This window comes from Lysobacter silvisoli (assembly GCF_003382365.1).
Lineage (GTDB): Bacteria > Pseudomonadota > Gammaproteobacteria > Xanthomonadales > Xanthomonadaceae > Lysobacter > Lysobacter silvisoli.
Map to the genome: position 1 here is coordinate 222,172 of NZ_QTSU01000001.1, position 25,041 is coordinate 247,212.

Consider the following 25,041-nt stretch of genomic DNA (forward strand, 5'->3'; position numbering starts at 1 on the left):
GCTGCGTAAGATCCGGCCCATGGATACCGCTGCCCGTTCCGTTCCCGCCCCTGCCCAAGTGGGCGTGCTGTTGCGCGAATGGCGTGCGGCGCGACGTCTGAGCCAGCTGGACCTGGCGCTGGACGCCGGCCTGTCGGCGCGGCACCTGAGCTGCGTGGAGACCGGCAAGTCGCACGCCAGCCGCGAGCTGATCGTGCGCCTGGCCGATGCGCTGGAAATGCCGCTGCGCGAGCGCAATGCCCTGCTGGTGGCGGCTGGCTATGCGCCGCAGTATCCCGAGACCGCGCTGGACACGCCCGAACTGTCGCAGGTGCGCCGCGCGATCGAATTCATCCTGGCCCAGCAGGAGCCGTATCCGGCCTTCGTGCTCAACCGGCGCTGGGACATCCTGATGGCCAACGCCGCCGCGGCCCGGGTCAACGCCTACGTGATGGACGGCCGCCCCAATCGCCACGCCAACATGATCCGGCAGATCTTCGATCCGCAGGATCTGCGTCCGGCGGTGGCCAACTGGGAGGAGGTGGCCGGCGACCTGATCCGCCATCTGCACGACGCGGTGGCGGCCACGCCCGGCGACACCGCCACGCGCGCGCTGCTGGACGAGGCCCTGGCCTACCCGGGCGTGCCCGCGCGCTGGCGCCGGCGCGAGCTGGGCGCCGCGCCCACGCCGCTGCTGACCACGGCGCTGCGCCGCGACGGCCAGGTGCTGCGCTTCTTTTCCACCATCACCACCTTCGGCACGCCGCGCGACGTGACCATCGACGAGCTGCACATCGAATGTTGCTTTCCGGTCGACGACGCCACGACGCAGTTGTGTCGCACGCTGGCACGCGACGGCGCAGCGGACTAGGTGCGATCAGTCCGGCGCAATCGGATAAGAGCGGCCCACGTCCCGCCGCAGCGGACTACCGGTTCGCCGCAATAACGCCCCCGCCAACTGGCTGCAGGCGTCGCCGCGCGCTCCAATGTCGGTAGCTCGAAGCGGGGCCGCCGACCGTTCCGCGTCCTCGGCACGTCGGCACCGTTTCGAGCACCCTCTTTCGTGAGTTGCCAGGGACGGCGACGCTTTTTGCGGCTCCAAGGCCCGTCGTCCCTCCGGGATGCCGCGCGCCGGACTTGGTCGCAGGGCGTCGGCATCGGAGAATTCGGCTTGCCTTACTCCAGTCTCGCCGCCGCATGATTCCGACCGCCCCTGCCGTTCCCGCCGCCGCCCCGCTGCCGGCGCCGCATCGAGGGCGCTGGCTGTGGCTGTCGGTACTGGCGCGGCTGTTCCTGGCCGGCTGCACCCTGCTGATCGCGCTGCCCTCGGTGGAGAACCGGGACGAGACGGTCTATTGGGCGACCTTCCTGCTGGCCAACCTGTTCTGGATGTCCCCGCTGACCGCGATCCAGCACCTGTTCTGGCGTCGCGGCACGCCGAAGTGGACGGTGGTGGTGGCGCTGCTGGCGATCACCTACGCCATGTCGGTGACCAGCAACGTGGCCGCGCACTGGATGGCCAACACCGCCGGCTGGGAGACCCGCCTGTCCGGCGATTGGACCCAGATCTTCAGCGGCACCGCCGGCTGCTGGCTGGTGCTGGTGGCCTACTGCGCGATCCAGTCGGTGATCATCTATTACGCCGACCTGCAGTTCGCGCGCGAGCGCAACCGCCGGGCGATGGCGCTGGCCCAGGACGCCGAACTGCGCGCGCTGCGCTATCAGCTCAATCCGCACTTCCTGTTCAACACCCTCAATGCGATCTCGGCCCTGGTCGCCGACGGCCGCAGCGCCCAGGCCCAGCAGATGATCGCGCGCCTGGCCGAGTTCCTGCGCGCGACTCTGGACGGCAGCGAGGGCCACGAGGTGGCGCTGGCCGAGGAGCTGGCGCTGACCGACACCTACCTGGAAATCGAGCGCGCGCGCCTGGACAAGCGCCTGCTGCTGAAGTGGCACATCGGCCCGGACACCCTGCGCGCGCGCGTGCCCATGCTGCTGTTACAGCCTTTGGTCGAGAACGCGATCCGCCACGGCATCTCGCAACGCACCGAACCGGGGCAGCTGGAGATCCGCATCGAGCGCGACGGCGAGCGTTTGCAGTTGCGCGTGGCCAACGACGGCGTGCCCGAACCGGTGCGCGGCGGCGAGGCGATCCAGCGCAACGGCGCCTCGATCGGCCTGCGCAACACCGCCGAGCGCCTTCAGGCGTTGTATCCGGGGCAGCACGCGATCGAATCGGGCGCGCGCGGCGACGGGGGTTACGAGGTCAGGCTGACGCTGCCGTTCCGCGAGTCGGAGGCGGCGCCTAGGGAATGGGAGAGGGAGATATGAGGATGCGAGTAGCGGTCATAGACGACGAGCCCCTGGCGCGCAGCGGGGTAATCACCCGGCTGGCGGCGCATGCCGACGTGGAAGTGGTGGGCGAGTTCGCCGACGGGCCCTCGGCCCTGGAGGGCATTGCCGCCCTGGCGCCGGACCTGGTGTTCATCGACGTGCAGATGCCGGGCATGACCGGGCTGGAGGCGCTGGCCGCATTGCCGCCGGCGCAGCGGCCGATGGCGGTGCTGCTGACCGCGTACGAGAACTTCGCCGTGCGCGCGTTCGAACTGCAGGCGGTGGACTATCTGCTCAAGCCTATCGACGACGAGCGTTTCGCCGAGGCGCTGGAGCGTGCGCGCCAGGCCCAGCCCTACCGCCGCAGCGCCGCGCCGGCCGCGTCCGCGCAGGTCGCCGCCGCCAACGGCGAGGACGCCAGCTGGCTCAACCGTTTCGTGGTGCGGGTGGGGCGGCGCGTGGCCTTCGTCGAGGCGGCCGAGGTCGAATGGATCCAGGCCGACGGCGACTACGCGACCTTGCACGTGGGCGATCGCGCCTACCTGCTGCGCGAGTCCATGGGCCGCTTGTCGCGTCAGCTCGATCCGGCCCAGTTCGTGCGCGTGCACCGCTCCACCATCGTGCGCATCGACTGCGTGGCCGAACTGCAGCCGCTGTCCAACCGCGACGCCATGCTGCGCCTGCGCGACGGCACGCCGGTGCGCGCCAGCCGCACCTACATCGAACCGCTGCTGGCGCGCCTGCACGGGCGGCCGGGCTTCGGCGGCTGAAGCCGGGGCTGGTCCGGCGGCGCGCGAGGCAGCAGAATCGGGCTTCCGCATCGCAGCCAGCGCCGGCAGGCGACATGAACGCGCCCGAGCATCCGCCCGAAGACTCGTACGCCGCTCTTTACCCTGAGCCGCCGCAGTCGCTGCCCAAGGCGGCATCGCCGTACTGGCTGCCGGTGATGGCCTGCGTGCCGATCGGTCTTTGCACGCTGATGATGGTGCTGCCGGTGATCGATCAAGGTCGCGCGGTGATCTACTTCGCGATGAGCATGATCGTCAACATGGCCTGGCTGTGGCCACTGACGCTGTTCCAGCGGTGGCTGCGCCAGCGCGGTACCGGGACCTGGACCACCGTGATCGCGCTGCTACTGGCGACCTACCTGATGTCGTCGGCCAACAATGCGTTCGCTTATGCGATGGGCCAGTATTTGGGGTGGTCCTACAGGCTCACGCTGATAAGGATGATATTCATCGGCGTGGACAGCAGCTGGATGGTGTTGTCGATGTATTGCGCCGTCCACGCCGTGGTCGCGTACTACAGCGACCTGCAACAGGCGCAGCTGCGCCAGCAGCGCGCGCTGGCGCTGGCCCGCGACGCCGAGTTGCGCGCGCTGCGTTACCAGCTGCATCCGCATTTCCTGTTCAACACCCTGGGCGCGATCTCGTCGCTGGTCGACGATCAGCGCAACGGCGACGCGCGGCAGATGATCGGCCGCCTGGCCGAGTTCCTGCGCGCGACTTTGGCCGACAGCGACCGTCCCGAGGTCAGCCTGGCCGAGGAACTGGCGCTGACCGAAACCTACCTGGAGATCGAGCGTGCGCGCCTGGGCGATCGGCTGCAGCTGAAGTGGCGGATCGGTCCCGACGTGTTGCGCGCGCGGGTGCCGGCGCTGTTGCTGCAGCCGCTGGTGGAGAACGCGGTGCGCCACGGGATCGCCCAGCGCAGCCAGCCCGGCAGCCTGGACATCCATATCGAACACGACGGCGACCGCCTGCACCTGAGCGTGTACAACGACGGCCCCGCCAAGCCCACGCTCAGCGAGACGGCCGAGCGCCGCGCCGGCGCGGTGGGACTGCGCAACGTGGCCGAGCGGCTGCGCGCGCTGTACCCGCAGGCGCATTCCTTCGACGCCGGCGCGCGTGGCAACGGCGGCTACGAGGTGCGGCTGTCGCTGCCGTACCGAGAGGTCGCCGTTCCGCGGACCGCGGTCGCCGCCGCGGCCTGAGCCGGCCGCCGCAACCGCGGCGGCGCCAGCGGTATCCCCTGCTGCGATCCCGGCCGCCGGCCGGGCGCCGACGGAGCCGCCGCATGCAATCGCCGATCCTCCCGGGCCTGATCCTGGGCCTGATTCTGAGCGGGCCGGCGCTGGCCGCCGCGCCGACTGCGCCCACCGCGTCGCCCGTGCCAGCCGGCTTGGACGCTTATGTCGCCGACTATGCGGCCCGCCACGATTTCAGCGGCACCGTGCTGGTCGCGCGCGAAGGCCGCACCGAAGTGCTGCGCAGCTACGGCGAGGCCGACCTGGGCTTCCACATCGCCAACACCACCGACACGCGCTACAAGATCGCCTCGATCACCAAGCTGTTCACCGCCGTGCTGGTGCTGCAGCTGCGCGACGAGGGCAAGCTGGCGCTGGACCGGCCCATCGGCGATTACCTGCCGGACTACGCCGGCGAGGCCGCGCGCCGCAGCAGCGTGCACCAGCTGCTCAACCACACCTCGGGCCTGGCCAATCCCGATGCCGCGGTCGATGCGGCCCGCGCGATCCGCGACGGCTTGCCGCTGTACCAGCTGCCGCGCAGCAGCGATGCGCTGCTGCGCGATTACTGCGGCGGCAAGCTGGTGCGCGCGCCCGGACAGGCCTTCGACTACAACAATTGCGACTACATCGTGCTGGGCAAGCTGATCGAACGGCTGACCGGGCAGGAGTATGCGCAGGCGCTGCAGCAGCGAATCCTGCAACCGCTGGGACTGCGCGATACCGGCGTGCTGCGCCAGGACCGCATCGTCGAGCGTCTGGCGGCCACCTATTTCGCCCGCGACGGGTCGCCGCGGATGACGCCGGATCTGCCGGTGTATGCCGAGAACTGGTATGCGGCCGGAGCGATGTATTCGACCGCGCGCGACCTGGCCGTATTCGCCGATGCGCTGTACGGCGGGCGCCTGCTCAGCGCCGATTCGTTGCAGCGTCTGCTGCGGCCGGGCCTGGACGACTACGGCTACGGGCTGTGGAGTTACGAGATGCGCGTGGGCGACCGCAAGCGCTGGGTGGCCAAGCGGCCGGGGCAGATCATGGGCGCGCGCACGCAACTGCTGCGGGTGATCGAACCGTGGGTCACGGTGGTGATCCTGAGCAACGCCGGCAGCGCCGACCTGGACGAATTCGCCGCCCAGCTCGCGCGCCGCGCGGCCTCGCCCTGATCGCTCAGGCCTTGGGCTTGAGCTGGTGCAGCAGGATCGAGTTGCCTTCGCTGTCCAGGCACACGGCCATGCGGCAGACCGGGCTGTGGATGACGTCGCTCTTGAACTGCACGCCCTTGCCCTTGAGGTCGGCGATCAGCGCGTCCAGGTCGGCCACTTCCAGGGCGATGGTGCCGCCGGCGGTGTCGCTGGGCGCGTCGGGCACGAAGTTGGTCAGCGCCAGGCAGCCGCCTTCGGGCAGGTCGTACTCCAGCCACCACTGGTCGCCGCGATTGCCGTGCGAGCTCAGGCTCAGGCCCAGGGTTTGTTCGTAGAACGCGCGGGCGCGGGCCACGTCGTGGATCGGGTATAGGGTGAAAGCGACTTTGCGCAGCATGGTCTGGGTCCTGGAGGGGTGGACGGGCGAGGGATCAGCGGCGGAGCCACCAGCCGCCGAGCAGGCAGCACGGCGGGCCGGTCACGGCCACGCCGATGGCGTACCAGGCCGGCCCGAATTCGGGGCCGCGGCCCCAGGTGGCGACCACGCCGGCGATGCCCAGTACGGCGCCGATCCCCGCCAGCGTCCACACGTGCGCCATCGGCCGGTACGGCGCCAGCCGCGCGGCGAGGTAGCCGCCGAGCAAGGTGTAGAGGGCGCGATAGCTCAGGGCCAACAGCCACAGCTCCGTGGCCATGGGCTGCATCGTCGGCGGATACACGCCGCTGGCATGCAGGGCCAGATCGGTGAGGGTGGACAGGATCACCGTGACCAGCAGGCCGGCCAGCACGGCCAGCAGGCTGCGGCCCAGGCGGCGCCGCTGCGGCGCCGGCGTTGCGATGGATGCGTTCATGGGCGAACTCCGCGCTCGCGCGCGTGCGAGGGAAGGGCGCCGTCAGCCGGCGGCGGTGGAGGTGTCGGCAAGGAAGGCTTCGAGGCGGTCGTAGCCGGCGGCGATGCCCTGTTCCATGTTGGTGGCCAGGGCGCCATCGCGCGCCTCTCGCGAGGCGTAGACCACGGTCGTCGTCAGCGTGGTCTTGCCGTCGCGTTCGCTGAGCACCGCGGTGCCCACGGTTTCGCCGCCGGTCCAGTCCATGTCGTAGCGTTCGGTGCGCACGATGCGTTCGGGCCGCAGGATGTCGCGGTGCACGCCGCCCATGCCCATCTCCACGCCGTCGGGCCCGCGCCAGACGAAGCGGTAGGCGCCGCCCACGCTCAGGTCGACTTCGCACACGACCAGGGTCCAGCCGTCCGGGCCGTGGAACCAGCGCAGCAGCAGCTCGGGCCGGGTGAGCGCGTCGAACACCAGTTCGCGCGGCGCATCGAAGGCGCGGGTGATGACGATCTCGCGCTCGCCGGGGGCGGTCACGGTGAGGATGTTGGCGGAACGGTGCATGGCGCTGGCTCCTTTAGCGTTTTTTGGCAGGGGTGGGACGCTGCTGTGTCTGCAATTCGTCCAGCAGCGCGTCTAGCCGCTGGTAGTTGCGTTCCCAGATGCGGCGGTAGTGCTCGATCCAGACGTTGGCCTCGGCCAGCGGTTGCGCTTCGATCCGGCAGGGCCGGCGCTGGGCGTCGCGGCCGCGGCTGATCAGGCCAGCGTGCTCCAGCACCTTGAGATGCTTGGAGATCGCCGGCTGGCTCATGGCGAAGGGCTCGGCCAGCTCGGTGACGGTGGCTTCGCCGCTGGCCAGGCGCGCGAGGATCGCGCGCCGGGTGGGGTCGGCGAGGGCGGCGAAGGTGGCGTCGAGGCGGTGGGTCTGGTTCTGCATATAACCGTAAAGTTACATAACTTTTGGGTTATATACAGGTTGCGCTACAACGCGTCAATGCCTTGTGCGTCGATTCGGGAGGGCAGCCGACGGGCGGCTGAGGGACCGGCAATGGCCTCAGGCTAGTGCAGGCGACGAATCTCGGATGGCGGCTGCATGCGTCCTTGTTCGACATCCTGCGAATGCGAGAAGCGCAAAGACTTCGGAGTCATGCCTGGGTGGAGCGCTGGATCCCCGCCTTCGCGGGGATGACGAATCGTGAGATCGGACCAGCGATGCTGGTCGCTGTCGATGGAAGCCGATCAGTGCGCTTGCGCGGCGGCGTCCTCGCGGCAGTCGGCGTGCGCTATCGCATCGCTGGTGCCGGCACAGGGCTGAAAGCGGTCGGGCAGGCCCACCACTTCGCGGCTTTCGCCCACGGCCAGGCTGAAGCGCTCGAACGGCGCGGCCTGGCAGGCGGCGGGCTGGGGCGCGCAGGCCTGGGCGAACAGCGCGTAATGGCAGCGACCGCTGGCGCTGGCGATGCATTCGAAGCGGGCCACGCCCGCGTGCAGGCGGGTGCGCGCGTGCAGGGTGTCGCGCCCGTCCTGGCTGGCGCGCGCGATCCAGGTGGTGCCGCCGCCGTCGCAGCCGATCAGGGCCAGCAGGAAGTACACCAGGGCGAGCAGGTTGCGCATGGCGGAACTCATAAATGCAGGACTCGTCGGTCGCGTGGCAGTCGGATCACATGTTGCGGAACAGGGCCATGAACGGCTGGCTCACGCTCAGCGTTTCCGGCCGCTGCTTCAGGCGCAGGCTGCCGCGGCCGCTTTCGTCGCGGACCACGGCGGCCACCGCCTTGAGGTTGACGATGGTGGAGCGGTGGATCTGCTTGAACACGTTCGGGTCCAGCGCGGCCACCAATTCGCGGATCGGCGTGCGCAGCAGCGCTTCGCCGTCGGCGGTGACGACGGTGGTGTATTTCTGGTCGGCGCGGAAATAGGCGACGTCGTCGACCAGGATCAGCCGCGTTTCGCGCCCGGCGCTGGCGGTGATCCAGGTCAGCGGCGGCCTGGCGTCCTGGCGCGGCAGGCCGGCGCCGAGCTGGCGCAGCAGGCCGGCCAGCGCTTGCGCGTCGCCGCCGCCGTCGGCGATGCGCGCCTGCAGGCGCTGCACCGTGGCGGCCATGCGTTCGGGCGCGATCGGCTTGAGCAGGTAGTCCACCGCGCCGCGCTCGAAGGCGTCGATCGCGTACTGGTCGTAGGCGGTGACGAACACCACGTGGGTGCGCGGGCTGGCCTCGGCCGCGGCGGCGGCCACGTCCAGGCCGCTCAGGCCGGGCATGCGGATGTCCAGGAACGCGACCTCGGGCTGGTGCGCGGCGATGGCTTCCAGCGCCTCGGCGCCGTCCTCGCAGGAAGCCACCACGTCCAGCTGCGGCCAGGCCGTGGTCAGCAGGTCCAGCAGCGCCTGCCGCAGCAGCGCTTCGTCTTCGGCGATGACGGCCTTAGCCATGGCGGGACTCTCGATGAAAAGCGGCGGGCACGCTCAAGGTGGCGGCCACGCCGTTGGGGAAGTTGGCGACCACGGCCAGCGACGCCTCGTCGCCGTAAACCAGGCGCAGGCGTTCGCGCACGTTCTTCAGGCCGATGCCGGTGCCGCTGGGCTGACTGCCGAAGCCTTCGCCGTCGTCGGCCACGGTCACCGCCACGCGCTCGCCATCGCGGCGCGCCAGGATCCACACCGTACCGCCGCCGCTGCGCGGTTCCAGGCCGTGCTTGATCGCGTTCTCGACCAGGGTCTGCAGCATCATCGGCGGCAGCGCGGTTTCGCGCAGCGACTCGGGCACGTCGATCTGCACGGCCAGGCGCGGGCCCATGCGGATGCGCAGGATTTCCAGGTAGGCCTGGGCGCGTTCGAGTTCCTCGCCCAGGCTGGACAGCGCGTCCTCGGTGCGCGGCAGCGAGCGGCGCAGGTACTGGATCAGATGCCCGAGCATCTCGTCGGCGCGCGCCGCATCGGTACGGGTGAGGTATTGCGCGCTGGCCAGGGTGTTGTAGAGGAAGTGCGGTTCGACCTGGGCGTGCAGCAGGTTGAGCTTGGCCACCGCCAGTTCCTTGTCGGTGGCGGTGCGCGCGCTCACCGCGCGTTCGTTGCGGCGGCGTTCGGCGACGCGGCGGGTGATCGCGCGCGAGATCGCCTCGGCGTTCTCCAGGTTGGTGCCGTCGTCGACCCGGAACCAGTCGCTCCAGGCGCCGCTTTCGGGTTCGCATACCAGGGTCACGCTGCCGCTGTCGTCGCCGGGGGTGACCGTGGCCAGGATCTGGTTGCGCGGGGTGCCGAACCAGTTGAGCGGGTTGTAGCGGCCCCAGGGACGGCGGCCGTAGGTGTCGGGACGGCGCACCTTGGCGCGGATCTGCAGGCTGTCGCGCGCGCTTTCGATCTCCTCGCTGCGCGGCAGTTCGCGGATCGCGGCATCGAGCAGGTCGAAGGCTTCGCCGGCCTCGAACGGCACTTCGATTTGGCGGCGCTGGCGGTTGGCCAGGGTGCCGCCGTCGATATGGCCAGCGATCAGGCGCACCCGGCGCAGGTGCGAAAACGCGCCGGTGAGGACGAAGGCGCCGACCACCAGGCCGAGCAGGAACACCGGCGCGGGGTCGCTGTCGGGTGAGCCATCGATCGTGGGCAACACCGTCCACAGCAGGGCCAGCATGAAGAACAGCGCCGTCCAGGCGGCGGCGATGCGGGCTAGGAAGAACAGGCTCTTGATCACGGTCCGATCCGGCGGGCGTCAGTGCAGCGAAGCATAGCCACGAGCGGCCACCGGGCTAGGGGGCGGGCGACGAAATGGGGTTTGGGGCGACGAAATGGGGCGGTGTGGGGGGGAGGGGGTGCCTGCCCTCACCCCAACCCACACCCCGGCCCGACCGCATAGCGGTCGGGCGTTCGATGCAGCGCGAGCCGATGGCTCGCAAGCGCTGCCTCTCACCCCGCAAGCGGGAGAGGGGCTAAAGCAAAAGCGGCGGCGTCGGATGTGTTCCCTCTCCCGCTGGCGGGAGAGGGCTAGGGTGAGGGGGTGAGCGCAACGCGCGAATGCCCTTGATCTTCGCTCGGGCCCCGAACTCGCAGTCCGAAATGAAGACCCGTAGGGCGGCGCACAGGATGTGCGCCGTTTTTCGCTGGCACAGGATGTGCCATCGAAAAATCCCCGCGCCCACTCCGCTCTCGCACGGGAGCTCTGGGGCAGCGTTTTTCTTTGGTTACTTTCTTTTGACGCTTATCAAAAGAAAGTGACCCGGCCGCTTGCGGACGGAAGCTGTTGCTGTTGCTTCAACCAACACACCCAAACACCTTCGCGAGTTCGGAGCGGATCGCGGCTCACGCCACTCCTACAGAAAGCAGATCACACGCAGACCGAGGCCGTCGCAGTAGTTGCGGGTTCGCGGTCGCAGCTTGCGCAGCTCCTACATGGGAGCCGCGGCTTTCGAGGAAATTGCAGGTTCGCGGTCGCGGCTTACGCCGCTCCTACCCCAGAGCGGCGGCGCCTATCCGGAGCTGGCTACCGGCCTATTTCGCGCCGCTTACGTAGCGGTCCTGCGGGTCCGGGCAGGGCGCGTCGGCCGACGCCGGGCAGGGCCACAGCGCGCGCGGCACGCTGTCGCGCACTTCGAAGCCGTCGCCGTTCCAGATCACGAAACCGGCATGCGACTTGTAGCCGCCCTGGAACACGCGCTCGTCCTTGGCGGGCAGCGGCTGTTCGGGATCGGCGTTGACCACCCAGCGCAGCGTAGGCGCCGCGTCGATTCGGCTGTCGTCGACGGCGATGGGATCGGCGCCCTGGGCGTCGTAGCGGTCCAGGCGCGCGCGTCCCAAGGCCCGCTCGGGTGCCTTCAGGCTCGCGCTCACGTCCTCCGGCGCCTGACCGTCGGCGATGCGGTAGGCGCGCAGTCCGGTGTCGGCGTACTCGGCATGCGCCTGCGCGCAGGCGCGGCGCGCGGCACTGAGGTCTTCTTCCTCGGCTTGCGCCTGCGCCGCATCGATCGCGCTGCAGGCCATGCGCATCTGCAGCAGGTAGCCGGTGGTGCCCGGCTCGCGGCCCTGGAAGCTGCGCAGCCACAGGCTGTAGCGCGCGCCGTTCTGATCGGCCAGCAGGTAATCGCTGCGGCCGCCGGTGCCGGGCAGGGTACGCAGGTAGACCTGGCCCGACAGCAGTTTCTGCCGCAGCGACACCGGCAGCAACACCGACTGCGTGGGCAGCGCGGCGACGAAGGCCACGACCGAAGCGGGCGCCTGCGTGTAGCGGCCGTCGCGGACCACCGGCCCGCTGACCGGCGAGAAACCGGGCAGGGCGGCAGCCGCGGCTTTGGGCGGCGCGCTGCCGGCGCTGGCGCAGCCGGTCAGCAGCAAGCCGGCGAGCAGGTACTTGGAGCGTAGGGGCACGGGGGTACTCCTGTGGGGTCGTGGATTACTGCGCGCGACGCTGCAGCGGTTCCTGCTGCTGCACGCGCTGCGGTTCCTCCATCGTCGGCTGGTTCGCGGCCTGGGTACGGTTGATCGCGTCCAGCCGATTCAGGCTGGCCTCCGGCGTGGCATGGGTGGCGGCGTCGGCCGAGACCGACACGCGCGCGGCCGCCGGATCGCCGGGGCGGCCCTGGACCAGGAACAGGGTTTCGCCCGCGCGCAGGTTGGCGGTGGCGTTGTTGGTGGCGATCGCGTCGACCTGGGTCAGGTTGCCGCGCTTGGCCTCGGCCAGCAGGTGCAGGCTGACGGCTTCGTGATTGCGCTCGTAGGCGGTGCCCAGGCCGCGCACGTGGCCGTCGATCTGGGTGTAGAGGCGGTGATCCGGATGGTCGGCATTGCGCGGGTCGGCCGGCGGGCGGGCTTGACCGTCCTGCGCCGGCGTGGCCTGGTTGCGCTCCTGCTGCTGGCCGGGCGCGACCGAGGTCAGCACGTACTGCCAGCGGTCCTGGTTGGGATTGCCGCGCACGGTGTTGATGAAGTCGGTGTGCTCGCCGCCGCCGATGGTCTGGCAGCCCGCGGAATCGGTGTTGGTGTTGCTGCCGCGGTGGATCTTGAAGGTGTTGTTGAGGTCCTGCACGCCGTTGACGTCGCGCGAGTCGAACCAGCCGTCGGCGTTGGTGTCGCGCTCGACCCGGTTGGCGCCGTTGCGCACGGCCTCATCGGAGGGGCGCAGCGAGAACTCGCGGCCGTTGCGGGTGTGGCCGTTGCTGGCGTGCACGGTCTCCACCATCTCGACCGTGCCTTCGGACAGGCGGCCCATGTCGCGCACGCGGTCGCCGTTGACGTCGTCGCCTTCGATCTTGCGCGTGCGCACGTTCTCGTAGCCGGGCGAGGCCGCCAGCCGCGGCGCCTGGCGCTGGGTATCGGCGTAGATGCGGTTGCCGTCGCTGCCGGCGTGGTGGTCGTACTGCGCGGTGGGCTCGGTGGTCACCTGATTGAATTCGCGCGCGTGGCGGCCGCCGTCGGCGTCGCGCCAGACCACCACCATGCGGTCGTCGTACTGGCCGCGTCCGCTGTTCTGGGTGGTCTGGGTTTCGTTGCGCATGCCCAGGATCACCCGGTCCTGGCCGCCTAGCGCGTCGCGCGCGGCCTGGGTGCCGCGCGCGGCGATCACGCTGGCGTAGACGTCGTACTGCTGCGCCTGCGACAGGGTCGCGGTTTCGTTCTCGGCGGGGAAGCGCGGCGCCGCGGTCGCGGTGCGCAATCGGTCCAGGGTGGGGTTGAGCGCGGTGGCGTCGTCGCCGGTCAGCGCATTGGGCGCGCGCAGGGCGGTCAGCCGGTCCTGGCCGCGCACGGCCACGTAGCGGTCCAGCGCTTCCTGCACCACCACGCTCTGGTCCTGGCGCAGCGCGTCCAGCCGGGCCGCGGCTTCGCGGTTCTGGCCGCGGTTGAGCAGGGCGACGACTTCGTCGGCGGAGGCGTTGATGTCGAGTTCGGGCATGGGAATTCCTTTCCGGTTGGGCGTACGCGCCGGCCAACGCCGGGCTCGCGCGTGGGCGATCCGTGCCGCCGTCGGAGCGAGCGTAGCATTGGCGTGTGAATCGCAGGCAAGGCCGCGCGCGGCCAGCGAACGGTTTGCGCACGAAGCGGCGGCGCCGGCGCGCGCCGCGGCACCGTGAATGCGCCCTCAGGGCCCAGCCGGCCTCAGCCCATGCGGCGCGGCGCGGCGTCCTGGCCTGGCGCCTGCTCCGCTGCCTGCGGCGCGGCCGGGTTGGCGTCTGCCTGGTTGAGGGCGTCCAGCCGCGCCAGGCTGGCCTGCACCGGCGTGCTGGCGGCCAGTTCCACCGACAGCGCCACCCGTCGCGCGGCCGGGTCGCCGGGGCGGCCCTGGATCAGGAACAGGGTTTCGTCGGCCTGCAGGCCGTTGTCGGCGCGGTTGGGCACCAGGCTGTCGGCCTGGGTGATCTGGCCGGCCTTGGCCGCGGCCAGCAGGCTCAGGCCGATCGCGTCGGCGTTGCGTGCGTACTCGCCGCCGAGCGCGCGCAAGTGGCCGTCGATCTGGCCATGCAGGCGATGGTCGGCATGGGGCGGGTTCGCAGGATGGCGCGGGTCGGCGCCCTCGGGCGTGCCCGCGTCGGCGCGCGGACCCGCGCCGCCGGCGGGCTGCGCGCGCTGCTGGGTCTGCGCCGGCGCCACCGAGGTCAGTACGTACTGCCAGCGCGTCTGCTGCTGGTTGCCGCCGACGGCGGTGATGAAGTCGTCGTACTCGCCGCCGCCGATGGTCTGGCAGCCGGCCGAGTCGGTGTTGCTGCTGCCGCCGCGGTGGATCTTGAAGGTGTCGTTCAAGGCCTGCAGGCCGTTCACGTCGCGCGCGTTGAACCAGCCGTCGGCGTTGGTGTCGCGCTGCACGCGGTTCGCGCCGGCGCCCACCGCCGCCGCGGTCGGGCGCAGGGCGAATTCCTCGCCCGGATTCGCGCCGTAGGTGGGGTGCGCATCGGCGCGCATCTCGGTGGTGCCTTCGCCCAGGCGCCCCATGTCGCGGATGCGGTCGTTGTTGACGTCCTCGCCTTCGATCTTGCGCGTGTCGACGTGCTCGTAGCCGCGCGACGGCTTCAGGCGCGGCGCGACCTGGCCGCCGCTTTCGGCGATCACGCGGGTGCCGTCGCTGCCGGCGTGGTGGTCGTACTGGGCGCTGGGCTCGGTGTTGGAATGGTTGAACTCGCGCGCGTGGCGGACGCCCTTGTCGTCCTTCCACACCACCACGATGCGGTCGTCGTAGACGCCGGCGCCGTGGTTGGCGGTGGTGCGGGTGTCGTTGCGCATGCCCAGGATCACGCGGTCCTGCGTGTTCAGCGCAGCCCGCGCGGCCTGGTCGCCGCGCACGCCGATCACGCTGGCGTAGATGTCGTACTGCTGCGCCTGCGACAGGCGCGCGGTCTCGCTGTCGGCGGGGAAGCGCGGCGCGGTGTAGTTGGCCGCGATCAGCCGTCCCAGCGGTTCGCTCGGCGCCACCGCGTCCATGCCCGGCATCGGCAGCAGGCTCAGGGCGTACATGGCGTTGACCTCGGCGGTCGCGCGCCGGGCGACGTAGCGGTCCAGGGCTTCCTGCACCACCGGCGGCTGGCCGTGGCGCAGGGTGTCCAGGCGGGCCAGGGCATCGGTGCCGCGTCCCTGCTTGAACAGGGCGGCGACCTGGTCGGCCGAGGCGTTGATGTCGAACTCCGGCATGGCCGAACTCCTTGTCCTGCGCCGCATTGCGCGGCGCGTCCCCTTGGCGCCTGGGCCTATCCCGGGCCTCGCGGGCAGCCTAGCACTGTCACCCATGTGTGACAAAGCGCACATTATTTCGACCTGTGAGGGCCGCCGGGGAGAGGCTCAGCCCGGCTCGCCCTTCTTGCGCCGCTTGGCGCTGTACATGGCCTGGTCGGCCTTGTGCAGCAACTCGCCCAGGTCGTGGCCGTCGTCGGGGTAAATGGCGCAGCCGATGCTGGCCTGCAGCGGAATGGCGCTGTCGTCGAAGGCGAAGGGCGGGTCCAGCGATTCGGCCAGGCGCTGGGCCTGGGCGATGGCGCCGTCGCGGTGCTCGATGCCGGGCAGGATCACGCCGAACTCGTCGCCGCCGACGCGGGCCACGGTGTCGCCGCTGCGCGCGCTGCGCTTCATGCGCGTGGCGAATTCCACCAGCGCGGCGTCGCCGGCGCGGTGGCCCATGCGGTCGTTGACCGGCTTGAGCCCGTCCATGTCCAGATTGAGGATGCCGATGCGGCGGTGGTCGCGCTGGGCCTGGGCCAGGCAGTGGCGCAGGCGGTCGTAGAACAGCGCGCGGTTGGGCAGGCCGGTGAGCGCGTCGTGGGTGGCCTGGTGGAACAGCTCGTCGGTTTCGTAGCGGGCGGCGTGGTACATGGCCGCGCCGATCAGGCCCGACATCAGGTCGAGCATGCGCAGGTCCTCGGCGTCGAACGCCGCCGGCGCGGCACCCATGACCTTGAGCACGCCGACCACCGCTTCGTGGTGCTTGAGCGGCACCACGATCATCGAGCGCAGGCCGACCGCGCGGCAGGCCTCGCGATCCACGCGCGGATCGGTTTCCGAATCCTCGCAGCTCAGCGGCGCGCCGACCGCGACGCAGGCGCCGGACAGGCTGGCCGCGCGGCTCAGGCGCAGGCCCAGGCTGGGCTCGGCGATGCCGGAGGCGGCGCGGTAGACCATCTGCTCGCCTTCGGCCAGTTCGACCACGGCGCCGACCGCGTGGGTCAGGGTCTGCGCACGGCGGGTGACCAGGTCCATCACTCCGCCCAGGTCCAGGCCCAGGCGTGCGATCTCGGTCTGGGTCTGGATGACCTGGAGCAGGCGCGAGGCGTCGTCGGTGGCGGGCAGTTCGACGGCGCTCATGGCCGGCTCCGGCGGGGAGTGGGGGCGAGGATAGCCGGCAAACCTCGCGGCGTTGCAGGCGGAACCGGCGTCCCTGCGGTTCGCACGCATTTGATGCGCAAATATTGTGTCGTTTTCATGGCAGTGCGAGCGGTGCGCCGCCCCCGGACCGAATCGTTCGCGAGTCCGTTCGCCATGGCGCGGCGCGAGCGCCGCGTTGCGGCCGGCCCTGAGGCCGGCCGCGGTTCGCAGCTTACGCCTCGGCGTCTTCCTTGTAGGCGTCGACCGGGATGCAGGCGCACATCACGTTCTTGTCGCCGTAGACGTTGTCCACGCGCGCCACCGGCGGCCAGTACTTGACCAGCTTCAGGCCGGGCAGCGGGAACGCGGCCAGCTCGCGCGGGTAAGCGTGGGTCCACTCGCTGGCCGAGACCGCGGTGGCGGTGTGCGGGGCGTGCTTGAGCGGGTTGTCCTCGCGGTCCAGCTTGCCGTCCTCGACCGCGCGGATCTCTTCGCGGATCTGGATCATGGCGTCGATGAAGCGGTCCAGCTCGTGCTGCGATTCGCTTTCGGTCGGCTCCACCATCAGCGTGCCGGCGACCGGGAAGCTCAGGGTCGGGGCATGGAAGCCGAAGTCGATCAGGCGCTTGGCCACGTCCTCGGCGCCGATGCCGGTGGCGTCCTTGATCGGGCGCAGGTCCAGGATGCACTCGTGCGCGACCAGACCGTTGCGGCCGGTGTACAGGGTCTCGTAGTGCGGGGCCAGGCGCCGGGCGATGTAGTTGGCGTTGAGCAGGGCGACCTGGGTCGCCTTGCGCAGGCCGGCCGCGCCCATCATGGTGATGTACATCCAGCTGATCGGCAGGATCGAAGCCGAGCCGTAGCTGGCCGCGCTGACCATGCCCACCGCGCCTTCGCCGCCCAGGGTGCGCGGCAGGAACGGCGCCAGGTGCGACTTGACCGCGCAGGGGCCGACGCCGGGGCCGCCGCCGCCGTGCGGAATGCAGAAGGTCTTGTGCAGGTTGAGGTGCGACACGTCCGAGCCCCAATGACCGGGCTTGGCCACGCCGACCAGGGCGTTCATGTTGGCGCCGTCGGTGTAGACCTGGCCGCCGTGGTTATGGACGATCTCGCAGATCTCGACCACGTCCTCCTCGAACACGCCGTGCGTGGACGGGTAGGTCATCATGATCGCGGCCAGGCGGTCGCTGTACTTCTCGGCGTTGCGGCGGATGTCCTCGACATCGACGTTGCCGTTGCCGTCGCACTTGGTCACCACCACCTGCATGCCGCACATCTGCGCCGAGGCCGGGTTGGTGCCGTGCGCGGATTCCGGGATCAGGCAGATGTCGCGGTGGCTCTGGCCGCGCGAGCGGTGGTAGGCGCGGATCGCCAGCAGGCCGGCGTATTCGCCCTGCGCGCCGGAGTTGGGCTGCAGGCTGACCGCGTCGTAGCCGGTGCATTCGACCAGCATCGCTTCCAGGCCGTCGATGAGTTCCCGGTAACCGGTGGTCTGGTCTGCGGGAGCCAGCGGATGGATGTTGCCGAACTCCGGCCAGGTCACCGGGATCATCTCGGCGGTGGCGTTGAGCTTCATGGTGCAGCTGCCCAGCGGGATCATGGTGCGATCCATGGCCAGGTCCTTGTCGGCCAGCTGGCGCAGGTAGCGCAGCAGTTCGTGCTCGCTGTGGTGGGTGTTGAACACCGGGTGCTGCAGGAAGGCGCTGTCGCGGCGCAGGCCGGCGGGCAGGGCGTCTTCGGTGGCGGCGTCGAGCGCGTCGATGTCGTCGATGCGCGCGCCGAACAGCGCGGCCAGCTGCACGATCTCGTCGCGGGTGACGGTCTCGTCCAGGCTGATGCCGACGCGGCCCGGGTCGCCGCAGTAGTTGAGGTTGATGCGCGCGGCCACGGCCTTGGCGCGCAGCGCGTCGGCGTCCACGCCGACCACGTCCAGGGTGTCGAAGAAGTCCGGGCCCACGGTCAGGCCGGCCTGGCGCAGCGCGGCGGCCAGGATCGCGGCCAGGCGGTGCACGCGGCGGGCGATGCGGGTCAGGCCTTCGGGGCCGTGGTAGACGGCGTACATCGAGGCCATCACCGCCAGCAGCACCTGCGCGGTGCAGATGTTGGACGTGGCCTTCTCGCGGCGGATGTGCTGTTCGCGGGTCTGCAGGGTCAGGCGGTAGGCGGGCTTGCCTTCGGCGTCGATCGACACGCCGATCAGGCGGCCGGGCATGGAGCGCTTGTAGGCGTCGCGGCAGGCCATGAAGGCCGCGTGCGGGCCGCCGAAGCCGAACGGCACGCCGAAGCGCTGGCTGTTGCCGACCACGATGTCGGCGCCCCACTCGCCGGGCGCGGCGATCAGGGTCAGGGCGAGCAGGTCGGTGGCCACCGCGACCAGGCCGCCGCGCGCGTGCACGGCGTCGGCCAGGGCCTTGTGGTCGCCGATCTGGCCGCGGGTGTTGGGGTACTGCAGCAGCACGCCGAAGCTGTCGACGTTGAGCGCCTGGCTGTCGTCGCCCACCTGCAGGTCGATGCCCATGGCCTCGGCGCGGGTGTGCAGCACTTCCAGGGTCTGCGGGTGCACGTCCTGGGAGACGAAGAACAGGTTGGATTTGGACTTGGCCGAACGCTTGGCCAGGGTCATGGCCTCGGCCGCGGCGGTGGCTTCGTCCAGCAGCGAGGCGTTGGCGATCTCCATCCCGGTCAGGTCGGCGACCATGGTCTGGAAGTTGATGAGCGCTTCCATGCGGCCCTGCGAGATTTCCGCCTGATAGGGCGTATAGGCCGTGTACCAGGCCGGGTTCTCGAGGATGTTGCGCAGGATCACGTTCGGGGTCAGGGTGCCGTAGTAGCCCTGGCCGATGTAGCTGCGGAACACCTGGTTCTTGTCGGCCAGGACGCGGATCTTGGCCAGTGCCTCCACTTCGGTCATCGGCGCCGGCAGCGCCAGCGGCGCGGGCGACTTGATCCGGGTCGGCACGATGGCGTCGGTCAGCGCTTCCAGCGAGTCGTGGCCGACCACGCGCAGCATGTGCGCGATCTCGGCGTCGTTGGGGCCGATGTGGCGCTCGAGGAAGGCGTCGTGGTGCTCGAGGTCGCGCAGGGAGGCGCGATTGACAGCTGAAGTCATGGCAGGGGGCGTCCGTAGGCAGCGTGCGGTGCCGCACGCGAGGCGCCCCTCTGTCCTTTTGCCTGAGAGTTTGGAAGCGCCGCTGCATACAGGCAGCTGGGGGAGGGATTCCCGTTCGGGAATGCTCCTGTACGGCTCGCTTCGTGCCCCTTCGGCGCCGGTTCCGTCCGATGGTCCGGGCGGGCGGTCTCTCCAGAGTTTTGTACACGCGGCGGTATGGGGCCTGAGCGATTACGGGCGTTGCGCCTTCGGCAGCGGACGTTCCCTTGCGGGGCCGGCCGGCTTCTCCCACCGCGTGTTTCAAGCCCGGGATTATAGCCGCATGGCGCCGCCGGGGTCAGGGTGCGGCCGGTTCAGTTTGCGAGTCCAGGCCGTACCATGGGGCTCCGCCGCCAGGGGCCCTGCGCCGTCTCATGCCTACACGCCAAGTCGAGGGGATCCAGGGGGATCGACCGGCCGTATGTCCCGCCCGCTCGTACCGGGCGAGCGCCGCCGTGCAGCGCAGCGGGGCGCGGCCATGAGCGACGGTTCCGGCGCGCCGCCGTCGCAGCGCGGCAAACGCAAGCGCCAACGCGCCCAGGCCGCGGCCGTCGCCGCGCCGGCCGAGCGGCAGGCACCGCCTGCGCCGCCGGCCGTAGCCGACGCGAGCGGCGCCGACGTATCCCTGGCCCTGCGCGCCTGGCGCCGGCTGGTCCGCGAACCCAGCCTGGGCCTGAGCGCGGCCTATGTGCTGGTGTCGATGATCGGCCTGTGGGCCAATTACTGGTTCTACCGCCAGTTCGACCTGCCGGTGCTGGAGTACATGCAGGCCGGCGACTACCTGGTGGCCGGCCTGCGCGATCCCAGCTACGCGCTGGTGCTGGCGCTGTCGGTGCTGATGTCCTGGCTGGTCAGCTGGCCGGAGATCTACCGTGCGCGCCACCCGCAGCGCGCGGCCGCCTACCAGCGGCGCTGGTGGGGACGCCTGGTGTTTCCCAGCTCGGACTGGTTCCGCTGGACGCTGCTGCGGCTCAAGCCGGAAACCGGCATCGCCCTGGTGGTGTTCATGGGCATGGCCATGACCACCTGTTCCTATGTGATCAGCAAGGCCAGGCTGATCCGCGATCAGGGCAGCGGCTCCGTGGTGCAGGTGACCCTGGCCGGCGAATCGGCGCCGTTGCCCGGCACCGCGCGCCTGCTCGGCACCAGCAGCGCCTATGTGTTCCTGTGGTGGCCGGATGCGCGCCGCGCCGAGGCGGTGCCGATCGAGAGCCTGGGCCGCTTGCAGGCGCTGCCTTCGCGCAAGCGCGAGCCGGCACCGGCGTCGCGTGCGCCGGCTGCCGCGCCTTGAACGCGTGGCGATGGCGAGCATGCGAAACGACCGGTTGCGACAGGCGCGCATGACGCTGCCGCGGCGGCGCGGTTGTATGCTGTGACGACCACCACGGCCCCCGCGATCCCACACCGCATGAGCGCTCCTCCGTTCCAGTTGTTGCACCTGGACCACGTGGTCCTGCGGGTGCGCGATCCCGAAGCCATGGTCGCGTTCTACTGCGACGTGTTGGGCTGCAGCGTGGAGCGCCGCCAGGACGCGATCGGCCTGATCCAGTTGCGCGCGGGCCTGTCGCTGATCGACCTGGTCGACCTGGACGGCAAGCTCGGCCGCATGGGCGGCGCCGGCCCCGGCGCGGAAGGGCGCAACATGGACCACCTGTGCCTGCGCGCCGATCCCTTCGACCGCGACGCCATCGTCGCCCACCTGCAGGCGCATGGCGCGCGCATCGGCGATTTCGGCTCGCGCTACGGCGCCGAGGGCGAGGGGCCGTCGCAATACCTGTTCGACCCCGAGGGCAACCTGGTCGAACTCAAGGGCCCGCCCGACGAAGTGCCGATCGACACCGGCGCGGCCACGGCCGCCACCTGATGAGCGAACCGGCGACACCGCGCGGCGCCGCCAAACCGGCGCGTTACCTGGCGCCGCTGCTGGCGGGCCTGGCCATGTTCGGCCCGTTCTCGATCGACACCATCTTTCCGGCGTTCCCGGCGATGGGCGCCGAGCTGGGCGCCGACAAGCTGGCGATGCAGCAGACCATCAGCGTCTACCTCATCGCCTACGCGCTGATGAGCGTGGTCCACGGGCCGCTGTCGGACGCGATCGGACGGCGCCGCGTCATCATCGGCGGGCTGGTGGTGTTCACCCTGGCCTCGGTGGGCTGCGCGCTGTCGCGCGACCTGGGCACCCTGCTGGCGTTCCGCGCGGTGCAGGGCCTGTCGGCGGGCGTGGGCCTGATCGTGGGGCGCGCGGTGATCCGCGACGTGCTGCAGGGCGACGATGCGCAGCGGCTGATGAGCCAGGTGTCGATGATCTTCGGCATCGCCCCGGCGATCGCGCCCATCATCGGCGGCTGGATCCTGGGCTGGAGCCACTGGCCGGCGATCTTCTGGTTCCTGGTCGCGTTCTCGGTGCTGCTGCTGGTGGCCACGCTGCGGGTGCTGCCGGAAACCCATCCGCCGGCCTCGCGCCTGCCGCTGGTGCCGCGGCGACTGCTGCGCGACTACTTCGCGATCTTCGTCAACCCGCGCTTCCAGCGCCTGACCGCGGCCAGCGCGCTCAACTTCGGCGCGCTGTTCCTGTACATCTCCTCGGCGCCGGCGTTCGTGCTGGAACTGCTGCGGCTCAACGAGCGCGAGTTCGCCTGGTTCTTCGTGCCCATGATCGGCGGCATGGTCGCCGGCGCGTTCGTGTCCGGGCGTACCGCGGGCAAGGTCGGCGGCCAGCGCATGGTTCGCATCGGCTTCGCCTGCAGCATCGCGGCCATGCTCTTGAACGTGGCCTACAACCTGTTCGACGCCACCCCTCAGGTGCCGTGGGCGGTGATCCCGATCTCGCTGTGCTCCTTCGGCGTGGCCCTGGTGTTCCCGATCGTGACCCTGGCCATCCTGGACATGTACCCGCGCCAGCGCGGTTCGGCCTCGTCGCTGCAGGCCTTCACCGGTCTGGTCCTCAACGCCCTGATCGCCGGCGTGCTGTCGCCGCTGGTCAGCGGCAGCGGCCTGAACCTGGCCCTGGCGGCGCTGGCCTTCGTGGTCGCCGGCTGGGGTTTCTGGCGCTGGGAATCGGCGCGCACGCGGCAGGGCCCGCCCACCCCGGACACGCCCGCGATCGAGCCGCCGGAAACGCTGTAGGCGCATCGACGATGGTGCCGCGACAGCGTCCCGATATCGGTTGGCTCGATCTCGCCTGCGCCGCGGCCTACACCTTGCGCGGAGGCGACAGCGCACGCGCCCAGGCCCAGGCCGAGGCCGCTGCCGACGAGCTCGCCGGCGACGGCCGCCATGCGCTGGTCAGCCTGTCGGTGCGCAGCGGTTTCGATCGCCTGCTCGCGACCCTGGCCTTGCCGCCGGGCAGCGAGGTGCTGGTGTCGGCGGTGACCATCCGCGACATGGTCGCGGTGATCGAGCATCACGGCCTGCGCGCGGTGCCGGTGGACCTGGATGCCGAGACCCTGGCCCTGGACGAAACCGCGCTGGCCGCGGCGCTCACGCCGCGCAGCCGCATGCTGCTGGTGGCGCATCTGTTCGGCAGCCGCATGCCCCTGCAGGCTGCGCTGGCCTTCGCGCGCCGGCACGGCCTGCTGCTGGTCGAAGACGGTGCCCAGGCCTACACCGGCGATGGCTGGTTCGGCGAACCGGGCTGCGATGTCAGCCTGCTCAGCTTCGGTCCGATCAAGACCGCCACCGCGCTGGGCGGTGCCGTGCTGCGCTTCGCCGATCCGCGACTGTGCGGGCGCGTGCGTGCGGCACAGGCCTTGCAGCCGCTGCAGGCCGGCACGGCGTTCGCGCGGCGGGTCGGCAAGTACGCCTTGCTCAAGGCCCTGACCGGACGCGTCGCCTACGGCCTGGTCTGCGGCGCCTGCCGCGTGCTCGGGATCGACCACGACGGCTTGATCAACCGTTCGGTGCGCAGCTTCGCCGGTGGCGAACTGTTCCAACGCGTTCGCCAGCGGCCGTGCGCGGCACAGTCGCGGCTGTTGCTGCGGCGCCTGCGCGGTTATCCGCGGGCGCGTGCGGCCTTGCGCGCGCAGCGCGGCGAACGCCTGCTGGCGGCCTTGCCGCTGGCGCGGCCGGGCCGTGCCGCCACCGGCGCCAGCCATTGGGTGCTGCCGGTGCTCAGCCCGGACCCGGCGCGGCTGATCGCCGGCCTGTACGCGCGCGGCTTCGATGCGACCTGTGGCGCGTCCAGCCTGTACGCCGTGCCGGGCGCGGTGCCGGCGGGTGCCGGCGATCTGCGCAGGGTCATGGCCGCGGTGGTGTATTTGCCCGCGCCGGAGCGCGAGGGCGACCTCCAGGGCTTGGCCTTGGCCGTGCGCGCGACGCTGGGGGACGGCGCGTCGCTGGTATGAGCCGCGGTCCCGGCGCCGGTACGCGCTCGTTCAAACGGACCGCGGCCGGGGACGCTAGACTTCGCTCGATCACGGCGGCATGACGGAACGAATGGCTCAGGGCAGGGAAACGAACGCGACCCAAGCGCGCTGGCGCCGGCCGATCGGCTGGGCCTTGGCCGCGGTTCTGGCGTACGCGATGCCGGCGATGGCGCGCGACTTCGACGTGCGCCACTACATGGCCCGGATCGAGCCCGACCTGCAGACCCGCAGCGTCAAGGGCGAGGTCTCGATCCGCTTCGCCGCCACCGTCGACTCCACCGATCTGATCGTGCTCGACCGCGACGGCCTGGACATCGACCGGGTGCGCGAGGGCGAGCGTTCGCTGTCCTTCGACCAGACCGGGCGCGTGCTCAAGGTGCGTCTGCCGCGGCCGGCGCTGCGCGGGCAGCTGCGCGAGATCAGCGTGAGCTACCACGGCACGCCGCGCTTCGGCCTGCAGTTCCATCCCGACAAGCGCCAGGTCTACACCCTGTTCGCGACCACGCAGTGGCTGGTCGGCGTGGACGCGCCGGACGAGCGCGCCTCGCTGGACCTGAGCGTGGTGCTGCCGGCCGGGCTCAAGGCGGTGGGCAACGGCTACCTGGTCGGCCGCCGCAGTCTGGGCAAGGGCAAGGAACTGCACCGCTGGCGCCAGACCGTGCCGATGCCGGCCTACACCTACGGCTTCGCCGCCGGCCCGTTCGAGGAGGCCAGCGACCGCGGCAGCCGCGTGCGCCTGCGCTACCTGGGCGCCGGCTACAGCCAGAACGACCTGCGCAAGCTGTTCGCCGACACCGGCGACATGCTGCGCTACTTCGAGCGCCGCGCCGGCGTGCCTTATCCCGGCGGCGTTTATACCCAGGCCCTGGTCGCGCGCACCATCGGCCAGGAGCACGCCGGCTTCGCCCTGCTGTCGGAGGAATACGGCCGCGGCGTGCTCGGCGACCGCCGCGACGAATCGCTGATCGCGCACGAGACCGCGCACCAGTGGTGGGGCAACCTGGTCACCTGCCGCGACTGGACCCAGTTCTGGCTCAACGAGGGCTTCGCCAACTTCCTCGCCGCCAGCTACATGGAGCAGCGCTTCGGCCGCGACGAATACCTCAAGCAGGTCGACGGCTGGCGCCGCCGCTACGAGAGGCTCAAGGAGGCCGGCAAGGACAAGCCGCTGGTGTTCCCGGACTGGGACAAGCCCAGCGGCGACGACCGCGCGGTGGTCTACCAGAAGGGCGCCTACGTGCTGCACCTGTTGCGCGAGGACCTGGGCGAGGCCGCGTTCTGGAACGGCCTGCGCGAATACACCCGTGCCCATCGCGGCGCGTCGGTAACCAGCCAGGATTTCCAGCGCGCGATGGAGCAGGCCAGCGGCCGCGATCTGTCGGCCTTCTTCGCGAACTGGGTCTACCCGGCCGCCCCCGCGCGCTGACGCGGGCCGGGGCTGCGCCCGGC

22 protein-coding genes and 1 riboswitch are annotated in these 25,041 nt (G+C 70.7%); of the genes, 10 read left to right on the forward strand and 12 right to left on the reverse strand.

The window, feature by feature from the left end; translation table 11 throughout:
• Window positions 1–19 precede the first annotated feature (19 nt).
• From DX914_RS01045 to DX914_RS01065, 5 genes are all read left to right on the forward strand, one after another.
• Window positions 20–850, forward strand: a complete 831-nt coding sequence (locus DX914_RS01045; RefSeq protein ID WP_115857233.1) for a helix-turn-helix domain-containing protein — start codon at window positions 20–22, stop codon at window positions 848–850.
• Between the two features lie 326 nt (window positions 851–1,176).
• Entirely contained in the window at window positions 1,177–2,310 is a 1,134-nt protein-coding gene (locus DX914_RS01050; protein ID WP_115857234.1) for a sensor histidine kinase, read from the forward strand.
• A 2-nt stretch (window positions 2,311–2,312) separates the two neighbouring features.
• A complete protein-coding gene (locus tag DX914_RS01055) occupies window positions 2,313–3,083 on the forward strand; it encodes a LytR/AlgR family response regulator transcription factor (RefSeq protein ID WP_231118090.1) in 771 nt (256 codons plus the stop codon).
• A gap of 74 nt (window positions 3,084–3,157) precedes the next feature.
• Complete coding sequence (locus tag DX914_RS01060) at window positions 3,158–4,306, forward strand: sensor histidine kinase (RefSeq protein WP_115857236.1); 1,149 nt, start codon at window positions 3,158–3,160, stop codon at window positions 4,304–4,306.
• Between the two features lie 83 nt (window positions 4,307–4,389).
• The gene (locus tag DX914_RS01065) at window positions 4,390–5,502 is read left to right on the forward strand and encodes a serine hydrolase domain-containing protein (protein ID WP_115857237.1); all 1,113 of its coding nucleotides are present in this window, start codon (window positions 4,390–4,392) and stop codon (window positions 5,500–5,502) included.
• Between the two features lie 4 nt (window positions 5,503–5,506).
• On the opposite strand, the gene DX914_RS01070 is transcribed toward DX914_RS01065, so the two are convergent.
• The 12 genes from DX914_RS01070 to gcvP form a co-directional block, all read right to left on the reverse strand.
• Entirely contained in the window at window positions 5,507–5,878 is a 372-nt protein-coding gene (locus DX914_RS01070; RefSeq protein WP_115857238.1) for a VOC family protein, read from the reverse strand.
• A gap of 34 nt (window positions 5,879–5,912) precedes the next feature.
• Window positions 5,913–6,332 carry a hypothetical protein gene (locus tag DX914_RS01075; protein WP_115857239.1) on the reverse strand — a complete coding sequence of 140 codons (420 nt, stop codon included), beginning with the start codon at window positions 6,330–6,332 and terminating at the stop codon, window positions 5,913–5,915.
• A 42-nt stretch (window positions 6,333–6,374) separates the two neighbouring features.
• Window positions 6,375–6,875 (reverse strand): SRPBCC family protein, encoded by a 501-nt coding sequence (locus tag DX914_RS01080; protein WP_115857240.1) that lies wholly within the window; start codon window positions 6,873–6,875, stop codon window positions 6,375–6,377.
• 13 nt (window positions 6,876–6,888) lie between these two features.
• Entirely contained in the window at window positions 6,889–7,248 is a 360-nt protein-coding gene (locus tag DX914_RS01085) for an ArsR/SmtB family transcription factor (RefSeq protein ID WP_115857241.1), read from the reverse strand.
• A gap of 302 nt (window positions 7,249–7,550) precedes the next feature.
• Window positions 7,551–7,937 (reverse strand): hypothetical protein, encoded by a 387-nt coding sequence (locus DX914_RS01090; protein WP_115857242.1) that lies wholly within the window; start codon window positions 7,935–7,937, stop codon window positions 7,551–7,553.
• Between the two features lie 34 nt (window positions 7,938–7,971).
• Window positions 7,972–8,742 carry a LytR/AlgR family response regulator transcription factor gene (locus DX914_RS01095; RefSeq protein WP_115857243.1) on the reverse strand — a complete coding sequence of 257 codons (771 nt, stop codon included), beginning with the start codon at window positions 8,740–8,742 and terminating at the stop codon, window positions 7,972–7,974.
• Window positions 8,735–10,000, reverse strand: a complete 1,266-nt coding sequence (locus DX914_RS01100; RefSeq protein WP_196778796.1) for a sensor histidine kinase — start codon at window positions 9,998–10,000, stop codon at window positions 8,735–8,737. Before DX914_RS01100 ends, DX914_RS01095 begins: the two co-directional genes overlap by 8 nt.
• Window positions 10,001–10,794: 794 nt before the next feature.
• On the reverse strand, window positions 10,795–11,667 hold the full coding sequence (locus tag DX914_RS01105) for a hypothetical protein (RefSeq protein WP_115857244.1): 873 nt from the start codon (window positions 11,665–11,667) through the stop codon (window positions 10,795–10,797).
• A gap of 25 nt (window positions 11,668–11,692) precedes the next feature.
• The gene (locus DX914_RS01110; protein WP_231118092.1) at window positions 11,693–13,189 is read right to left on the reverse strand and encodes an XVIPCD domain-containing protein; all 1,497 of its coding nucleotides are present in this window, start codon (window positions 13,187–13,189) and stop codon (window positions 11,693–11,695) included.
• A gap of 203 nt (window positions 13,190–13,392) precedes the next feature.
• Entirely contained in the window at window positions 13,393–14,916 is a 1,524-nt protein-coding gene (locus tag DX914_RS01115; RefSeq protein ID WP_115857245.1) for an XVIPCD domain-containing protein, read from the reverse strand.
• Between the two features lie 147 nt (window positions 14,917–15,063).
• Complete coding sequence (locus tag DX914_RS01120) at window positions 15,064–16,080, reverse strand: sensor domain-containing diguanylate cyclase (protein ID WP_196778797.1); 1,017 nt, start codon at window positions 16,078–16,080, stop codon at window positions 15,064–15,066.
• Window positions 16,081–16,312: 232 nt separating this feature from the next.
• A complete protein-coding gene (gene gcvP, locus DX914_RS01125; protein ID WP_115857247.1) occupies window positions 16,313–19,189 on the reverse strand; it encodes an aminomethyl-transferring glycine dehydrogenase in 2,877 nt (958 codons plus the stop codon).
• 40 nt (window positions 19,190–19,229) lie between these two features.
• Window positions 19,230–19,395, reverse strand: a riboswitch (glycine riboswitch).
• A 311-nt stretch (window positions 19,396–19,706) separates the two neighbouring features.
• Here gcvP and DX914_RS01130 point away from each other — a divergent pair.
• The 5 genes from DX914_RS01130 (at window position 19,707) to DX914_RS01150 (ending at window position 25,018) form a co-directional block, all read left to right on the forward strand.
• Window positions 19,707–20,519 (forward strand): hypothetical protein, encoded by an 813-nt coding sequence (locus DX914_RS01130; protein ID WP_115857248.1) that lies wholly within the window; start codon window positions 19,707–19,709, stop codon window positions 20,517–20,519.
• A gap of 117 nt (window positions 20,520–20,636) precedes the next feature.
• The gene (locus tag DX914_RS01135; protein WP_115857249.1) at window positions 20,637–21,092 is read left to right on the forward strand and encodes a VOC family protein; all 456 of its coding nucleotides are present in this window, start codon (window positions 20,637–20,639) and stop codon (window positions 21,090–21,092) included.
• Entirely contained in the window at window positions 21,092–22,354 is a 1,263-nt protein-coding gene (locus DX914_RS01140) for a multidrug effflux MFS transporter (RefSeq protein ID WP_115857250.1), read from the forward strand. The genes DX914_RS01135 and DX914_RS01140 overlap by 1 nt, the downstream gene beginning before the upstream one ends.
• Before the next feature lie 11 nt (window positions 22,355–22,365).
• Window positions 22,366–23,571 (forward strand): DegT/DnrJ/EryC1/StrS family aminotransferase, encoded by a 1,206-nt coding sequence (locus tag DX914_RS01145; RefSeq protein WP_115857251.1) that lies wholly within the window; start codon window positions 22,366–22,368, stop codon window positions 23,569–23,571.
• A gap of 91 nt (window positions 23,572–23,662) precedes the next feature.
• Window positions 23,663–25,018 carry a M1 family metallopeptidase gene (locus DX914_RS01150; RefSeq protein WP_115857252.1) on the forward strand — a complete coding sequence of 452 codons (1,356 nt, stop codon included), beginning with the start codon at window positions 23,663–23,665 and terminating at the stop codon, window positions 25,016–25,018.
• Window positions 25,019–25,041: the final 23 nt, after the last annotated feature.

What these genes read in the sequence shown, in the direction of transcription:
- DX914_RS01140 (WP_115857250.1), top strand. Translation starts at nt 21,092, where the DNA reads ATGAGCGAACCGGCGACACCGCGCGGCGCCGCCAAACCGGCGCGTTAC.
- DX914_RS01095 (WP_115857243.1), bottom strand. Translation starts at nt 8,742, where the DNA reads ATGGCTAAGGCCGTCATCGCCGAAGACGAAGCGCTGCTGCGGCAGGCG.
- DX914_RS01130 (WP_115857248.1), top strand. Translation starts at nt 19,707, where the DNA reads ATGAGCGACGGTTCCGGCGCGCCGCCGTCGCAGCGCGGCAAACGCAAG.
- DX914_RS01120 (WP_196778797.1), bottom strand. Translation starts at nt 16,080, where the DNA reads ATGAGCGCCGTCGAACTGCCCGCCACCGACGACGCCTCGCGCCTGCTC.
- DX914_RS01135 (WP_115857249.1), top strand. Translation starts at nt 20,637, where the DNA reads ATGAGCGCTCCTCCGTTCCAGTTGTTGCACCTGGACCACGTGGTCCTG.
- DX914_RS01145 (WP_115857251.1), top strand. Translation starts at nt 22,366, where the DNA reads ATGGTGCCGCGACAGCGTCCCGATATCGGTTGGCTCGATCTCGCCTGC.
- DX914_RS01045 (WP_115857233.1), top strand. Translation starts at nt 20, where the DNA reads ATGGATACCGCTGCCCGTTCCGTTCCCGCCCCTGCCCAAGTGGGCGTG.
- DX914_RS01070 (WP_115857238.1), bottom strand. Translation starts at nt 5,878, where the DNA reads ATGCTGCGCAAAGTCGCTTTCACCCTATACCCGATCCACGACGTGGCC.
- DX914_RS01050 (WP_115857234.1), top strand. Translation starts at nt 1,177, where the DNA reads ATGATTCCGACCGCCCCTGCCGTTCCCGCCGCCGCCCCGCTGCCGGCG.
- DX914_RS01055 (WP_231118090.1), top strand. Translation starts at nt 2,313, where the DNA reads ATGCGAGTAGCGGTCATAGACGACGAGCCCCTGGCGCGCAGCGGGGTA.
- DX914_RS01065 (WP_115857237.1), top strand. Translation starts at nt 4,390, where the DNA reads ATGCAATCGCCGATCCTCCCGGGCCTGATCCTGGGCCTGATTCTGAGC.
- gcvP (WP_115857247.1), bottom strand. Translation starts at nt 19,189, where the DNA reads ATGACTTCAGCTGTCAATCGCGCCTCCCTGCGCGACCTCGAGCACCAC.
- DX914_RS01115 (WP_115857245.1), bottom strand. Translation starts at nt 14,916, where the DNA reads ATGCCGGAGTTCGACATCAACGCCTCGGCCGACCAGGTCGCCGCCCTG.
- DX914_RS01085 (WP_115857241.1), bottom strand. Translation starts at nt 7,248, where the DNA reads ATGCAGAACCAGACCCACCGCCTCGACGCCACCTTCGCCGCCCTCGCC.
- DX914_RS01090 (WP_115857242.1), bottom strand. Translation starts at nt 7,937, where the DNA reads ATGAGTTCCGCCATGCGCAACCTGCTCGCCCTGGTGTACTTCCTGCTG.
- DX914_RS01150 (WP_115857252.1), top strand. Translation starts at nt 23,663, where the DNA reads ATGGCTCAGGGCAGGGAAACGAACGCGACCCAAGCGCGCTGGCGCCGG.
- DX914_RS01075 (WP_115857239.1), bottom strand. Translation starts at nt 6,332, where the DNA reads ATGAACGCATCCATCGCAACGCCGGCGCCGCAGCGGCGCCGCCTGGGC.
- DX914_RS01060 (WP_115857236.1), top strand. Translation starts at nt 3,158, where the DNA reads ATGAACGCGCCCGAGCATCCGCCCGAAGACTCGTACGCCGCTCTTTAC.
- DX914_RS01110 (WP_231118092.1), bottom strand. Translation starts at nt 13,189, where the DNA reads ATGCCCGAACTCGACATCAACGCCTCCGCCGACGAAGTCGTCGCCCTG.
- DX914_RS01080 (WP_115857240.1), bottom strand. Translation starts at nt 6,875, where the DNA reads ATGCACCGTTCCGCCAACATCCTCACCGTGACCGCCCCCGGCGAGCGC.